The sequence below is a fragment of the Arthrobacter sp. Dra40 genome, from assembly GCF_059091905.1.
Genome location: NZ_JBNHHB010000004.1, coordinates 143,348 through 157,989 on the forward strand (window position 1 = coordinate 143,348; position 14,642 = coordinate 157,989).

Annotated in this window: 11 protein-coding genes; 7 read left to right on the top strand and 4 right to left on the bottom strand. The window is 63.6% G+C overall.

What is annotated here, in order from left to right; all coding sequences use genetic code 11:
* Positions 1-174: 174 nt before the first annotated feature.
* Positions 175-504, bottom strand: coding sequence for a carboxymuconolactone decarboxylase family protein (locus AC5RWT_RS03795; protein ID WP_494079205.1), 330 nt, complete (start codon positions 502-504; stop codon positions 175-177).
* Positions 505-953: 449 nt separating this feature from the next.
* Between AC5RWT_RS03795 and AC5RWT_RS03800 the strand changes: the two genes are divergently transcribed.
* The 3 genes from AC5RWT_RS03800 to AC5RWT_RS03810 all read left to right on the top strand — a co-directional run bounded on the left by AC5RWT_RS03800 (position 954) and on the right by AC5RWT_RS03810 (position 3,919).
* Entirely contained in the window at positions 954-1,475 is a 522-nt protein-coding gene (locus AC5RWT_RS03800) for a hypothetical protein (RefSeq protein WP_494079222.1), read from the top strand.
* Positions 1,373-1,654 carry a potassium channel family protein gene (locus AC5RWT_RS03805; protein WP_494079206.1) on the top strand — a complete coding sequence of 94 codons (282 nt, stop codon included), beginning with the start codon at positions 1,373-1,375 and terminating at the stop codon, positions 1,652-1,654. Before AC5RWT_RS03800 ends, AC5RWT_RS03805 begins: the two co-directional genes overlap by 103 nt.
* Positions 1,655-2,554: 900 nt before the next feature.
* On the top strand, positions 2,555-3,919 hold the full coding sequence (locus tag AC5RWT_RS03810) for a flavin monoamine oxidase family protein (protein ID WP_494079207.1): 1,365 nt from the start codon (positions 2,555-2,557) through the stop codon (positions 3,917-3,919).
* A gap of 1,210 nt (positions 3,920-5,129) precedes the next feature.
* Here AC5RWT_RS03810 and AC5RWT_RS03815 read toward each other — a convergent pair.
* Entirely contained in the window at positions 5,130-6,083 is a 954-nt protein-coding gene (locus AC5RWT_RS03815) for a M20/M25/M40 family metallo-hydrolase (protein ID WP_494079208.1), read from the bottom strand.
* Positions 6,084-6,446: 363 nt separating this feature from the next.
* Here AC5RWT_RS03815 and AC5RWT_RS03820 point away from each other — a divergent pair, with 363 nt between their 5' ends.
* Positions 6,447-6,863 (top strand): ester cyclase, encoded by a 417-nt coding sequence (locus AC5RWT_RS03820; protein WP_494079209.1) that lies wholly within the window; start codon positions 6,447-6,449, stop codon positions 6,861-6,863.
* Between the two features lie 118 nt (positions 6,864-6,981).
* Here AC5RWT_RS03820 and AC5RWT_RS03825 read toward each other — a convergent pair whose 3' ends face one another.
* Complete coding sequence (locus tag AC5RWT_RS03825; protein ID WP_494079210.1) at positions 6,982-7,266, bottom strand: hypothetical protein; 285 nt, start codon at positions 7,264-7,266, stop codon at positions 6,982-6,984.
* 878 nt (positions 7,267-8,144) lie between these two features.
* On the opposite strand from AC5RWT_RS03825, the gene AC5RWT_RS03830 reads away from it, so the two are divergent.
* From AC5RWT_RS03830 to AC5RWT_RS03840, 3 genes are all read left to right on the top strand, one after another.
* Positions 8,145-8,606, top strand: a complete 462-nt coding sequence (locus AC5RWT_RS03830; protein ID WP_494079211.1) for a hypothetical protein — start codon at positions 8,145-8,147, stop codon at positions 8,604-8,606.
* Between the two features lie 479 nt (positions 8,607-9,085).
* Complete coding sequence (locus tag AC5RWT_RS03835; protein WP_494079212.1) at positions 9,086-10,453, top strand: sugar porter family MFS transporter; 1,368 nt, start codon at positions 9,086-9,088, stop codon at positions 10,451-10,453.
* A gap of 21 nt (positions 10,454-10,474) precedes the next feature.
* Positions 10,475-11,428, top strand: a complete 954-nt coding sequence (locus AC5RWT_RS03840; protein ID WP_494079213.1) for a carbohydrate kinase family protein — start codon at positions 10,475-10,477, stop codon at positions 11,426-11,428.
* 406 nt (positions 11,429-11,834) lie between these two features.
* Here AC5RWT_RS03840 and AC5RWT_RS03845 read toward each other — a convergent pair whose 3' ends face one another.
* Entirely contained in the window at positions 11,835-14,453 is a 2,619-nt protein-coding gene (locus AC5RWT_RS03845) for a helix-turn-helix transcriptional regulator (protein ID WP_494079214.1), read from the bottom strand.
* Between the last annotated feature and the right edge of the window lie 189 nt (positions 14,454-14,642).

The window sequence follows — 14,642 nt, forward strand, 5'->3', positions numbered from 1 at the left end:
TCTTCGTGTCGTACCCACCACTTTGCGTCGGTGGCAGCCGATCCATGCCGGATTAGCGGTCAGCGCGCTCGACCTCCGCAGGATCGAATGGGGAGTTATTTCTCAACTACGGCGTCCTACCCCGAGCTGCTTGGCATCCTGCGACCCTCAAGTTCGTTTTCGACTCGGACGGGCTCAGCCCTCGGCCTCTGCTTCAAGCTCTGCCTCAGCCACTGCGATGGCAAAGCCCAAAGCGCTGGCGAGGTTGCCGGCTGCCGACACGATCCGGGGAGTGCCGACGATCGGAGCAACTGCGATAAGGATGCCCTGGACGTCCTCCCGAGTGATGCCGGAGTCCGTTGCCGCACCGGCATTGAGCAGGTAGGAGCCGGCCGGGGCATCGACGGCTGCGAGGGCCGCGATCCGGGCCAGCATCAGTTCGCGTGGCTCAAGGGTGGAGCGTTCGAGCGAGACTGTGGTGATGTCGGCGAGGGCGTCGACGACGGGAGTTTCTTCTTCAGCCATGGTCATGTCTCCATCTGGTCTCGGTGTTGGGGGCCGGCGGAGCGGCGCGAGCGGGCAACCCCACCCGTCTGAAACGTAACCCGGTACGGCCCGGGAAGACATCACCCGTACGGGATGAACCGATCGCGAGCCATCGGACTCCATATCAGAAGGGCCTCGAGCGTGAGGCGGCCGGGTTCTGCAGATGTCACCAACGCGTTGACGAGGGGCCACTAGGGAAACCCCACCGGGCAGTGGCACCGCCTTCGGATGCAGCTTGCCCAGGAAGCCGCTTGCGATGCCGAGACGCATCACCCGCAGGCCTACGGATTGTTGATAGTCCGGCCTTTCCTGGGAAGACGCTTTCGGTTCGACGGAAGGGCAGACTGGGCGCCAGTGAAAGGACTGGCGCCAATTCGTGGAGACAGCCGGGGAGCAGAGTCCTGCGATTCAGCCATGACGCAACAGACATGGCAAAGTATTCCGAGTGGCCTCTGGTCGGTGCGGCCTTTCTTTTCCTGGCGGCCTACTCCATCCTGATCATGGTCGAACCGCCGGACTCCTACGCCACCGCCCTGACAGTTGTCATCTGGTTAACGTGGGCCGCTTTCGGCGTCGACTACATCATCAAGTTGTTCCTGGCGCCGCAACCGGGCCCGTGGTTCGTCCGCCACCCGATGGATCTGCTGATGGTGGTGCTTCCTGTAGCGCGGCCATTGCGCCTCCTGCGCCCGTTCAAGCTGCGTCAAGTCATGGACCGGTCCCCGGGCATCGTCATCAGGACCCGTGTAACGGCCTACGTCCTTGTCTCCACCATCCTTTTGATTTACACAGTTGCCCTGCGTGTCCTCAGTTTCGAAAAGGGCGCTCCGAACGCGAGTATCCCCCGATGGGAGACTCGTTGTGGTGGGCGGTGGTCACCATCACCAGGATCGGCTATGGCGACTACTATCCCGTTACCGTTCCTGGCCGATGGGCAGCAGCCGCGCTGATGGTCGGCGGGTTTACATTGCTGAGCATGGTCACCGCGGCAGTGTCCTCTGGCTGGTTGAAAGTGTCACCGCTGCAACCACTGCGCGGACAAATGCGGCCGAGCCCTCCAGGAGCGACGAGTTTGCCCGCCTCACGACCCAGACTAACCGGCTTTATGACCAACTGGCTTTCAGCCTAAACGAAACCGGCAGCCACAACGCCGAAGGCAAACCACACACGGAACCAGGTTCGGGGAATTAACGCTGTCGATATAGTGCAGCATCTGGCCCGCTCCGAAGAACGCAGAGCGCCGACGTGACTCGACCCGATCACCCAGATCATGTGATTTTGAAGGGCAGACCGGCTGCCCGCCGTTTTTCGGGATCGGAAGCCGCGGGCGGGCCCAGCCGCCGGATTGTGCGGAGATCTCCCACAGAGACGTGGGGTAGCTGCCTTGACAGGACCCCGGGTCGGCACGCCTATCTCGGATGCGCATGAAATCTTTCGACGCTCCACCCCTAACGGAGGAGTTCAGTCCGGGGTCCGGTGGCTACTGAAGGGCTTTCACCCCAATCGGGTGACGCGTTAGGCGCTGCGCTGGCGGATGGTTGTCGGGTGGTGTATTTCCCCAGGAGGCGCACAATGCGAACGAGATACCGAGGTTCCTCACGCGACCCGCCGCGCGATCAAGCTCACCGTGGCCTGAATTCCGGTAGGAAAACGACGTTTCGTGGGGCGCACATCAACGATGGTCGGAGGCATGCTCAACGCCGGATCGACGGTGAGATCTCCCCGGTAGGCCTCACGGGCGCTAACGCCTGACGCCATGTCCTAGTGGCCCGAACCCTAACGGAGGAAGACAACAGCGGTGCACAGCCGGTGTCCCCTTTCCAGGGTCGCCGGCGCGACCGAACCATTCGACAAAGCAGAGCCGTCCGACAACGCGACCGTACGAAAAAAGGACCGAGGCCGGACTAGAACAAGAAGGGTCGACGTCGCCCCGCTTCTGCGGTGGGCAGCCCGCCGCCATGCACGTTGCCGTCGACCCTGACTCTGCGGCAACAAATGACGAGCAATTCAGCCGCAAAGGAGAATCAGCATGAATAACCAGTCCTCTCATGTCGATGTCGTCGTCGTAGGGGCAGGCTTCGCCGGCCTAAGCGCGGCCCGCAACCTCAGCAAGGCCGGTGTTTCGGTTGTCGTGCTTGAGGCCGACGACCGCGTCGGCGGTCGATCCATGCCGGGAACTCTTGCAGGATATGTTGTGGACCTTGGCGGGCAGTGGGCGGCGAGTTCCCAGACCCACCTACTGAACCTGGCCGAGGAGCTAGGGGTCAAGACCTATCCGCAGTACATCGGGGGCGAGCACATCCTGGACATCTCCGGGCGCGATGCCCGCTACAAGGAAGGCGAAGACCTTCCCCTTGAGCCCGCAGATCTGGCAGAGTTCAACAAGCTGATGGGCGAGCTGGACTCCTTGGCCGGCAAGCTCGACGTCACCTCACCGGGGTCCGTGGAGGGCGCGGACGCCCTTGACTCCCAGACGTTCGAGAGCTGGCTGCAGAGCGCCACCACCTCGGAGCCGGCGCGGTCCGTCTTCCGGGTGATCGTGCAGACTGTATATTGCGTCGAGCCCGGCCAGCTGTCACCGTTTGCTGTCATGGTCTACGCCGCCGCGGACGAGGGGCTCGCGCACATGCTCGGCACCGTTGGTGGCGCCCAGGAGACCCTCTTCGTGGGCGGTGCCTGGCAGATAGCCTCGAAGATGGCCGAGGAGCTCGGCGACGCGGTCATCGTGAACGCCCCGGTACGGGCCATCGAACAGACCGACGGCGGGGTGTCAGTCACATCCGACGCCGGCGTCTGGACCGCCTCGTTTGCCGTGGTGGCCACCGCCCCGCCGATGGCCGCGCGGATCTCCTACACCCCCCCGATGCCTGCGCGCCGCGACGCCTTCACCCAGCGGATGCCGATGGGCAGCATCATCAAGCTGCACGTCGCCTACCAGACGCCGTTCTGGCGCGACAAGGGTCTCAGCGGAGCGATCCTCTCCGATCGCATAACCACGGGCTTGTGGATGGACCATACAATCCCGGGCGTCGAAACCGGCGGCATGGTGGGCTTCTTCGGCGGCGGCTACGCCCAGACCTGGGTCGAGCGTTCACCCGAAGAGCGACGCGCCCAGGTCCTCGAAGATCTCGCCACGTATCTGGGCCCCGAGGCGATGAACCCGATCGAGTATCTGGAACGGTCATGGCCGGAGGCGCCCTGGCAGCGGGGAGCGTACTGGGCCATGCCCAGTCCAGGCGCACTGACCGCCTTCGGGGTCGCCCTCCGGGAGCCGGTCGGCCGGATCCACTGGGCCGGCACCGAAACGGCCGACGAAAACATTGGCTACTACGACGGCGCAATCCAGTCCGGTGAGCGAGTCGCCGGGGACATCGTCAAGCACCTTAGAGCCTAGGCAGTCTCTGAGATTGGCCTCCAGTAGTACTGTTGCGTCTAATTGGCCTCGGTCAGCGTTCTGGGCCCGACTTTCTGTGTCTGCCGTGTAACTTCATTGGCAAAGGGACATCTTCTGACCCCCCCAATGCTTTCATTAGCTGGTCCCGCGGCTCGGGCAAGAGGCAGAACGCTGCCGGTCCGACCTAGTGACGAACCAGCGACCTCATGGCGAAGGGTGATTGGGCGTGACGCGGTCTGGTCGGCGCTGAGTGCGTATTCCCGTCACCGTGGAACCCGGTGATGGTGCGGCCGGACGGCTTCGACTGACCGCTAGAGATGTGCGTCTGGGCGGACTTCACCGCAGCGCTGACTGCAGTGCTAGGGGAGCGGCAGGAGCCGCTCGCTTGGAGGACGCGGCCTCCTGACGGCTGCTCCAGGGGAGGAGCTTTGACGAGGGGACGGTGTACGGCAGCTTGTCCAGCGGGAACGCGGGAACACTGGCATGCGGTGCTCGCCTACCTCGATTCCGGGCGCAGAGCAGGTTTTACGTGCGAAGCCTTGTCCGCACACGGTGCGACGCTCCATTACCGGCTTGATTGCGTCCGTAAAATTATCGGTCCTGCCGCCCTCGATGACGGTTAGCGGGCGGCACCCTGCAGGTGGCCCCTGAAGCTGTATCAGGCTCTGCAACCGCGCGCCCGCAACTCGCAAACCCTCGTGGCCGGCAGAGCTGTCCTCAAGCGGGCGAAGAGCAAATCGAACAATCTTCCAACTAGCCGAACCCTCGACCGGATCCCCGGTGACACTTGAACCGCGAAACCAGGGCCTTCAACTAGAGGGGTTCCTTCCAACTAGGCCTGCATCTCATACAGCCCCCCGTAACTGTGGCACGGGTCGCGGGGATGGGCGTTCCGGGCGCGTTGGTCGAGATCGACGCGATCGCCGCCGTCGTGCGATGACGCTACGGTGCGCGGTTTAGTCCTGATGGCGCCATCAGTCCTCGCGCTGCCGCGTGGGCTTCTTAGGGAGCCCGCTCCGGGATCGCGGCCGAACTAGAGGGCGCACGCGAACGGAAGCTTCAGCAGCGGTTGCTGTTTCCTAGATCGGTGCCTGGGACGTGGGTCCGGGACTACAGCGCGATCTGCGCCGTGGCCGCGATCGTCTCGGCTATGAGGTCGCCACCCCTGTGCCCGCGGCAGGCTGGCTCACCTTGATCTTTGGGGAGGGTTCTACCGGTGCCCCGCTGGCTTGTGGGCGCTGTGGTCGTGGGCCAGGCGGGTGGCGGCGTGGGTGATCGCGTCGGTCATTAGGCTCAGCGCCTCCAGATCGACGTTGCTGAGGTCATCGCCTGGCCGGTGGTAGTTCGGATCGCAGGGCCGCTTGGCGGTGCCGCCAAAGAGGCGGGCCTGCTTGGTGGTTTTCTTCTCGTCGTCTCCGGTGTACAGCCCGCCCACGGCGACACCCTTCTTGACGAACGACAACTGATCCGAGTCCATGTCCCAATCGGTGGCGACCCAGGGCTGGTCGTGGGCGTCGAAGTAGTCGGTGAAGACGTCCATGATCTTCGTCGAACCTTCGGGCACGTCGTGATGGGGCTTGGGGTCCCGTGCGTCGTAGACCCCGATGATGGGGTTGGGCGAGGCGATCATGTCGAAGTTCAGGTAGGCGGCGATCCTCTCGAGTGCCTCGCTGTCACTCTTCGCCAGGTGATTGACGTAGTGCCGGGACCCGTACTCCTTCTTGTACTCCTCGGCTCCCCACCAGGCGAAGCGCACCGTGTTCCTGAGGCCCTCCTGCCGGCCGAGCGCTTTGGCGGCCTCCAGCACGGCCGCCACCCCGGAGCCGTTGTCATTGATCGCCGGACAGCCCGGCACCCCGTCGAGGTGGGCCCCGAGCATGATCACGTTCTCGTCGCTGCCGGATGCGGTCTCGGCGAGGATGTTGAAGGTCTCGATCTGCTCGCCGCGATGTTTGAAGGTGAAGTACTGGCGCGTGCTGCGATAGCCGGCGCTGGCCAGTTGGCGTTCGACGTACTGGGCCGCGGCCTCGTACCCGGACGTGCCGGTGGCACGGTCCCCGTGCTCCTCGGCTAGGGCCTGGAACTTCCGCAGATGCTCGTAGGCGGCGGAAACCTCGCCCGGTGAGATGGCGAGACCTGATCCCAAGCGCCGGCTCAGCTTCATATCGCCCCTATCCAGTACAACACGGAGAGGGTGGCAGTCTACCCTCCCGGTGCAGGTCAGCGACACTCTGGCGGACGGTCTGCGGGGATGGGAATCAAGTCCCCGGACCGTCGGCCCGGTCTGCGGTACGACCGTCACCCCGCGCCGCGGGCCTTCCCAGCCCTCATGAATGAAATCGGCACACCATCGGCGCAGTTTAGGGGACGACACCCGGGACCGCCAGCCGGATCACCGGCCGCAGCGACGACATAAGGACCGGCTCGCCGAGGACGTCCTGCTCACTCACGTGGACGCGGTGTGTCGCAGCGTCGCCGGTGGGAGCATTAAAGCGGGGGCGTTTCGAGTCTAGGAAAGGAATCGGAAATGGCCGGCGGATCAGGACTGATTGAGCGGTTCTACCGAGAAGTCATGGGGGGAGGAAATCTTGACCTGATCGACGAATTGGGCAGTCCAAACTTTACGGATCATGAAGAGCCTATGCCTGGGCAGCCAGCCGGCTTGGACGGCATTAGGTTCTACGTCAACACGTTCCGGTCTGCGTTCCCAGACATCCGTGTGAAGGCCATCGAACCCACGATGGTCGATGGCGATTTCGAGGCGGCGCACGTCGTCCTCGCCGGCACTCACCAGGGTGAGCTGATGGGTACTGCTCCCACCGGCAACACAGTGGAGTTCGGCGGCATCGATATAGTCCGCATCGAGGATGGGAAGGTAGTCGAGCACTGGGGAGCGACCGACATGCTGAAGATGCTTCAGCAGATAGGCGCCGTCCAGATGTAGTCCGCTAGGCACAAAGGTGGCCTCTGCGGGCGCGTCAGTCCCTTTTGTACCTCGATGTCACGACGGCTGCCGCTTTCCTGGATGGAAGGCGGCAGCCGTCAGAGACCCTGATTGGTGTTTATGCTTGGCAGCGGTTGCCCCGCTGCTCAGCGTTGGAGGGGTTGTTGTAGCAGGTCTCCCCGGTGCTGCGGACGTTGGTCGTCACGATCGGCGCCCCCGGGGCGGCGGTCTCAACGATAAGCGGCTCGATGTCCTCGCGGGTCACGGTGACAATCGGCGCTGCTGGTACGGTCGCCGTCGTCGCCTCCTGCCTTGTTTCCCCTTCGGTGACCGTCACTACCGGGGCGATCGGCGCGCACGCGGTCTCCGATTCCTCGTCGCCGGGCCGCGTTCCGGTGGTCACGATCGGAGTGCCGGGAACCAGACAGTCGCGTCGCCGACGTTGCGTTCCTCCGTTGTTACCGTGGGATCCGGCTGCCTGGCCGGAAGCGATGTGTCCGAGGTGACAGGATCGCCCACGGGGCGGTCCGCGCTGAACGTAGTCGTCGGAGTGCCTGACGGAACGTCAGGGCCCACGACGACAGTCCTGACCGTGCAGACTTGATTATTGCCGTTGCCGCTGAGCGTTCCGCCCAACGCAGTACAGGCGGCCGCCCGTTCGGCTGGTCCAGCGGATGCCGGAATGGCTGGTGCCAATGCGACGACGAGCCCCAACGCCTGACAGAGAGGGGATGCTGTGCCGAAGACCCAGGTCTGCAAGCTGCCGGCCAGGGGGTTGGTGAGCGACCATTGGGGCTATCCCATCTCCCTGCTGGCCAAGGCCGGAAATGTTGCGATCAGCCCGACAATGAAGGCCAAGTACTCGGTCCTGGGACGACCCACTTGGTCCTTTACTCCTCAGCATGCCAATGCTGACGCGAGGCCTGAGATGAGGGGACGACGATTCGCCGATAGACGGCGAAACCCGACTTGGGTCGTTTGCGGAGGGCTTGTCCCAGTTGGTAACCGGGTTCATCGCCTTGCACATGGAACTCTGCCGTCGGCGGCCCACTTCGCTGGAGAGCACGGATCCGGTGTGACCAATCAGATAGCCAGCCGACTGGACAGCACCGTCTGAGCGAATGTTTGAATTGAAAGGAAGCGTTCGACGCCGGCACGGAGCGGCAGCGGCTGAGCTGCCCGGATTCCGGGGGCTAACCGGCGGGGCCGGCACACTGGCCGACCTGCAGGGCTGCTTTTACCCTCCTTCCCCCTGATTCCCGCACGCCAGGAAGTACCCCGATGAACTCGATGCATTACTACGACGACTACGGCCAAACCCAAACGCTGCCCGACCCCGTGCGGGTTTTCCCCAACGTGGCGCACACTCCGCGGACCCCGGCCCCGCGCAGGTGGAACCATCCGGTTGGACTTCTACTCGCCACGATGGCCTGCGCAGTCGCGCTCACTTTCGTCCCGGTCCTGCCACCCCTGTCGGGGGTGTTCACCGGTCTGTCCGGCTTCGCACTTGCTGTCCTGAGCGTGGTGAGTCGGTGGTGGTGGTGGGCCGACAGCCGGGAACGTGCGGTTGCCGAGGGTGTATGGGTGGCCCGCCAGTCCGGCTACCGGGCTGACGCCGACGGCGACCACGTGCGGTGGCTCGATCAGGACGGCAGGGTCAAACGCGGGACGATCGTCCTTGGTGACCGCGGCTGGAATCTGGCGCTCTATGGCCTCACCGCCGGCGGCACCCACCGCAGCTAGCCTGCGCCCGGGGCATCCGGGATACCGAAAGAGCTTCCCGCGTACCACGTCACAGCAACCCTGCAGACTATCGGGGGCCTTTCCCTCCGGCGTCTGAAGGACAATGGCGAGGGCGGAGGAAATTTCCCCGTCATCCCTTGCCGCTCAGGTATAAAATTCCCCTAGGGAACGAAGCATGTGGAATCGCCGGTTTGACGGCAGTACGCTACGCGAACCCACGCTTTTATTCCCTGCGCGGTACATGTCCTCCGGCCGACGGCGCCCTGCGCGTCGACGGCGGTGCAACCGGCGGTTTGCCCAGCGAACCGCCGCGGTGGGGACCGCCTCCGGGCCGGCTTCCTCGCATAAAGTCGAACACCTGTCACGATCGGGGCCGTCTCCGGGAGCCTCGAGGCGCACGTCGATCGGCTGGAACATACCTTCCGGTCGTCCCCTGGGCGGAGGCGCGGGGGAACGGCCTCCTCACTTTGGGACATCACATGCGACCTCTCGTCATTCGCAGTGCCATCGTCGCCTCGCTCGGCGGCCTGATCTTCGGTTTCGATACCGCGGTAATCTCGGGAACCACTCTTGCGCTGCAGCAGCAATTCGACCTCAGCCCTGCGGGTCTTGGATTCACAGTTGCCACTGCCCTCATCGGTACCATTGTGGGTGCCTTGTCCGCCGGAGCGCCGGCGGACAGGTATGGGCGTAAAACGATGCTTTTCGTCATCGGCGGCCTGTTCGTGGTTGGTGCGCTGGGTTCGGCTCTGGCCACGAGCCTCGTGCCCTTCATGATCTTCCGGCTCCTCGGTGGTATCGGGGTGGGCATGGCCAGCGTGTGCGCCCCGATCTACACCGCCGAGATTTCGCCGGCTGCCCATCGAGGACGTCTGGTGGGCTTGGTCCAGTTCAACATCGTGCTCGGCATCCTGCTGGCCTATCTGTCGAACTACCTCATCCGCGTCTCCCTGCCCGCCGATGTCGCTTGGCGATGGATGTTCGGAGTGATGGCCATCCCGGCAGCGGTTTTCCTGCTCCTGCTGTTCACCGTTCCCGAGACGCCGCGCTGGTTGATAGGCGCTGGCCAGGACCAGCGGGGCAACGACGTCGCCCGCAGACTCTGCACCACCGAAGCCGAGTACGACCTGGAGGTCAGTGAGATCCGTGCCTCGCTCGCCGCTGCAGAGAACGCTCCCACCGTCCGGTTCTTCACGCCGCAGCACCGGAGGGTCATCCTGATGGCCGTGGCCATTGCTATGTTCAACCAACTGTCAGGCATCAACGCCATTCTCTACTACGCACCCACAGTCCTCATGAAGGCCGGTGCGAGCACGAACGACGCTTTCCTGATGAGCGTGGCAGTGGGCCTGATGAACCTGGTAGCCACCATGGCCGCACTGGCGGTCATCGATCGGTTCGGGCGTCGCCGGCTGATGTTGGTCGGCTCGATCGGCTACTTGCTCAGCCTCGGATTCCTCGCCGGTGTGATGTTCTCCTTCGAGCCCGTCTTCACACCGACCTCCAGCGTCCTGGTTCTGGCCGGCCTGCTGGTGTTCATCGCTGCCCACGCCTTCGGTCAGGGTGCGGTCATCTGGGTCTTCATCTCCGAGATCTTCCCCAACCGCATCCGCGGCCGCGGGCAGTCGCTGGGAAGCCTGACCCACTGGGTATTTGCGGCGATCACCTCGTGGGCATTCCCACCGGTGATTGCGGCACTGGGCGCCGGCTGGGCCTTCTCGATCTTCTTCGTCTGCATGATCGGGCAGCTACTTTGGGTCCTGAAAGTGATGCCGGAGACCAAGGGCGTGCCGCTGGAAGAGATGGAAGAACAGCTCGGTCTCTCGCACTGGCGAGCCTCCGCCTGAGCGAAACGTAGGAGGCAATCCATGAACGGGCCCAAGGTCCTTTCCCTAGGCGAGGCTCTCGTCGATGTGGTTTGGCACGATGGAAAGTCAGAGGAACACGTTGGGGGCAGCCTGCTAAACGTCGGCTGCGGGCTGGCACGGTTGGGCCACGACACGACTGTCGGCACATGGTTCGGCCGCGATCCCAGGGGAGATCAGATCATTGAGTGGGCACGCGCCGCGGGCGCACACCTGCACGAGGGCAGCGACGGCGCCGAGCGTACCTCGGTGGCATATGCGACCCTGGACACCGCTGGCAGCGCGTCATACGACTTCGATCTGACATGGCAACTTCCTGCCCTGGGGGACCTCGACGCTGTCAATCACCTGCACACCGGGAGCATTGCGGCCACTCTCGAACCAGGTGGCACCCAGGTGCTGCAGACCGTGAAGGCTGTCCGGGACCACGCCACGGTCTCCTACGACCCAAATGTCCGACCCGCGCTGATGCACTCCCCTCAGGCCGTGATGCAGCGCATCGAGGAGTTGATCTCGCTCTCGGACCTGGTCAAGGCGTCCGAAGAGGACATCGAATGGCTCTACGAGGGGAAGCCGCTCCAGGCGGTCATGCGACGCTGGCGGGCCTTGGGGCCCGCCATGGTCGTTGTCACCCGTGGCCCGTGGGGAGCGTGGGCGGCGCTCGGTTCGGACAGCGACATGCTGGTTGTGGACCAGATGAACGTAGAGGTCGCCGATACGGTCGGCGCAGGGGACTCCTTTATGGCCGGACTCATCTCCGGATTGCTGGACGCCGGCTTGCTCGGCGGAGCCCAGGGACGCGACCGGTTCCGGCAGGCCCGCTGGGCCGACGTCCAAGAGGCCCTCCACCGCGCCGTCGCCACCTCGGGCCTGACCGTCAGACGGCCCGGATCTTATACTCCGGACCGGGCCGAGGTGGGAGCCCTGCTCGCCGACCCACCGGCATTCGACGACTGAACCCCACCGTTTGGAGGTCGGCATGTCCGGCGGACCGTCCACCGGATGACGCGGTACCAGGGTCGAGGGTGCGGGAAGAGAAGCCAGGCAGGAATCAGCGGCGACTTGGGTACACGGCGGCGATTATCGTCAATGAGACGCTGCTCGGTGCGGTGAACAGCCTGGCCGGGGTGGCAGTCCGTTCCCTTGCTGACGGGGGAGACGTCCCAGGTCCTGACGCTCTTGAACGCCTCTCTCTGTGTCGGCATAGTGAGCATCGTTGACGCGAGAGAACGCCCTACCATCATTGGTCCGGCGCGGAACACACCTGTGCTTGGCTCCATTATCGGGCGGAAATTCGTCAAGCCTCACCCCTTGAGGATGAAACGGAAGGGCTGGCCAGATGGGCTCGCCCACGCTTGGAGGGCTAGATAATTCCGCGGGCGGCGGCAATCTTGAGGACGTCCCGCCGACTTGCCGCGCCTAGCTTCCGGTAGATTGATCGCTGGTGCGTCTTGACCGTGTTCACCGAGATGAACAGTGCCTTTCCAATGTCGGCCGCGGTCATCATCGAGCGCATGTAGGCAAGGACTTCCAGTTCACGTTCCGTGAGACGCCAGTACAGGAACGTCGTCAGGTTGTCGCTGTGTGTGTTCTCCTTCAGCTGTGCCGCAACAAACGCCTCATGATCGGTGCCCCACACCGCGTGCTGTTTGAGCAGCCCGGCTAGTTCGTCTCTGCGCTCTGCGAATGGACGCAAGATGCGCTGCGGCTCCGCGAGGGAAACCGCATGCTCGATCCGCTCGTGCGCCGCGGCCATGTCACCGTCCTCGGAGGCCAAGAGCGCCTCGGTCAGGGCGATACATGTCCCCGTGTATGAGTTACGCTCGCGCTCTGTCACGGCCTTCGCGCAATTCAGTGCTTCGGCAAATTTGCCGCCTCGCCTGAGTAGCTCGGCCATGTACGCATCTACCAGAGCAGGATTCTTACCGTCTTTAAGAGGCTTTACCCTCGCCAGGGCGCCGGCCAGGTCTCCTTCAGCTTCGGCAATTTTTGCGCTTGCCATCGTGGACAGGGCATTCCAAGAAGGTCCGTACAGTCCCCGGTATGGGAGGGACGTCAGCATCTTGCGTGTGTCGGCGATCTGGTCGGGATCACCCTCGGCACAATCGGCCAATACGCGGTACACAGCTCCTAGTTTGTTGATCGAAGATGCCCGGCCTCCCCAGGGGAGGACCTTGTCCAGATGGGCTCGCGCGCCCGCCAGATCATCAATCCAATAGCCGGCGATTCCCTGCGCCAACCAAAGACAGGGCATCTGGCCGTTCGGGCTCCATCCGAGTTCGTCGGCTCCGTTTAAGGCATCGGCCACCCGCTCATCAACAGCCACGAAATCGCCCGCCACGGCATAAGCCAACGCGATCTCCGTGGTGATGATTACTTCATCTGCCACTGCTGAATGTCTTGCCTCGGCAGCGTCCGCGGTCGGTGCCGCCATAAGGCTGAGTTGCTCCTCCTCACGCCGAGGGGCGTCAGGCTGTCCAAGCAGGGACTTCCCAGTTTCCAGGGCAGGCAAGTGGCCCCTGTTGCTCTGCGAGGTCTCCGTGGCTCGCCCGGATACTCCGTAAACCTGAAAGGTGCCATCGTTGAGCATGAGCCCGAGCAAGTCCACATACAGTTCGAACCGTCTCCGGCGCGCGGTCTCCAGCGCAGAAAGTCCGCCAAACGCACGGTGGGCGAGGTGCACCGCTGACTGATCATCGCCCGCAAGCGCGCGGCAAATGGACTTGATCATGACTACTCCGGCATGGTCACACCACGGCGACGGCAAGTTCAGGCACAGTTGCTCGAGGGAGGAGAGGCCATTGCGCAGCAGATACTCCAACCAGTGGGCTGCCAGGGCGGTCACTGCTTGCTGTGGTTCTCGTCCCGAGAGGGCTTGGCTGACACTCTCCGATATATCGGAATCCTGGTAGTAGCGGGCTGCAACCCGGTGAAGGTGCTCCGCCAGATCCCGGTTTCGCTCCTCCAGTATTTCCCGGCATTGGGCAGCAAACAGGGGGTGCCACCGATAGACGGACTCGTCCCCGCGAAAGTCGATCTCCTCGATGAACAGTCCCTTTCTGATGCACTCTTGGAGGAGGACACCGCCGGTGGGCAGCCCGGACAGCGCGATGGCGAGTCCAAGCTCAAGCCAGTCGCTGGTCGTGGCCCGCAAAACAAATTCTGCCAGTGGGGGGTCGAGTTGACCGAGAACTTCTTCGGCAACGTATTCGGTGAAGGCTCTCTCCGGATTAAATCCACCGGAACCGTCTTCGTGCTTCTTGTTGACCGACGTGCCCACAAGGCCAGCGTGGAGAGCCACCGGCCACCCAGCGGTGCCCCTCCAAACCGCTTCAACATCCACCTCGGCGGCCGGTTTGAGGCTGAGCGCCAACTCCATGGCCTCCTGCAAAGTGAAGGCCAACTCAGTGGAGCGAAATTCCTCCAACCCGTCGGCATAGCGGAGTTTCTCCAACCGCAGCGAAGAGTGGTCGCGGCCAGAGAGAACCAGCCGTAATGCCGGAGGCGCCGAGCTGGTCAGCACCCCGACTATGCCGTCGACCAGTCCCGGGCCAGCCAGATGCACGTCATCTATGACGAGGGCTAGGGGTTCCTCCAGCAGGTCGAGCGCCGCGAGTAGGTGGTCGTAGGAAGCTACTTCGTCCTGAGCATGGTCCCGATCAGCGGCTAGCAGGGCGTCGTTGATGCCGGGGGACATTCCTGCGGCTGTCGACTGTACCGCGGCTAGGACGCCGCGCAACAACCGTTCGGGCCGAGCGTCAAAGCGGTCGAGGGTGAGCCACGCGGAAGGCATGGCTGTATTTCGCACCCAGTCGCTCAAGATCGTGGACTTGCCGTAGCCCGCCGGAGCTTCGACAAGAATGAGCCTGTTCGAATCGGCGGCAAGGGAGAGGGCCTCGCACAAACGCGGACGCTCGACGGCTAGCTCCACGCGACGCGGAGGCCTGATTTTATACTGGGCACTGGGCGAGATGTGTCCCACGTCGGCCATGGTAGGGGCTGACGCTGCGATTGAACAAGGTCCAGCAGCATCTCTATGGGGGGTGTAAACCAACCGATAGAGATGACACGACCGGGACTGCCCCCAATTCAGTTGACTCCTGACTTGTGAGGATTCATTCCTTGCAGGAAGGATGTTCCTGTGCCCAAGCCCTATCCCGCCGAGTTCCGC

Bases quoted from the DNA above. Each gene is read 5' to 3' on its own strand.
- AC5RWT_RS03795 (WP_494079205.1), bottom strand. From the start codon at position 504: ATGGCTGAAGAAGAAACTCCCGTCGTCGACGCCCTCGCCGACATCACC.
- AC5RWT_RS03800 (WP_494079222.1), top strand. From the start codon at position 954: ATGGCAAAGTATTCCGAGTGGCCTCTGGTCGGTGCGGCCTTTCTTTTC.
- AC5RWT_RS03805 (WP_494079206.1), top strand. From the start codon at position 1,373: ATGGGAGACTCGTTGTGGTGGGCGGTGGTCACCATCACCAGGATCGGC.
- AC5RWT_RS03810 (WP_494079207.1), top strand. From the start codon at position 2,555: ATGAATAACCAGTCCTCTCATGTCGATGTCGTCGTCGTAGGGGCAGGC.
- AC5RWT_RS03815 (WP_494079208.1), bottom strand. From the start codon at position 6,083: ATGAAGCTGAGCCGGCGCTTGGGATCAGGTCTCGCCATCTCACCGGGC.
- AC5RWT_RS03820 (WP_494079209.1), top strand. From the start codon at position 6,447: ATGGCCGGCGGATCAGGACTGATTGAGCGGTTCTACCGAGAAGTCATG.
- AC5RWT_RS03830 (WP_494079211.1), top strand. From the start codon at position 8,145: ATGAACTCGATGCATTACTACGACGACTACGGCCAAACCCAAACGCTG.
- AC5RWT_RS03835 (WP_494079212.1), top strand. From the start codon at position 9,086: ATGCGACCTCTCGTCATTCGCAGTGCCATCGTCGCCTCGCTCGGCGGC.
- AC5RWT_RS03840 (WP_494079213.1), top strand. From the start codon at position 10,475: ATGAACGGGCCCAAGGTCCTTTCCCTAGGCGAGGCTCTCGTCGATGTG.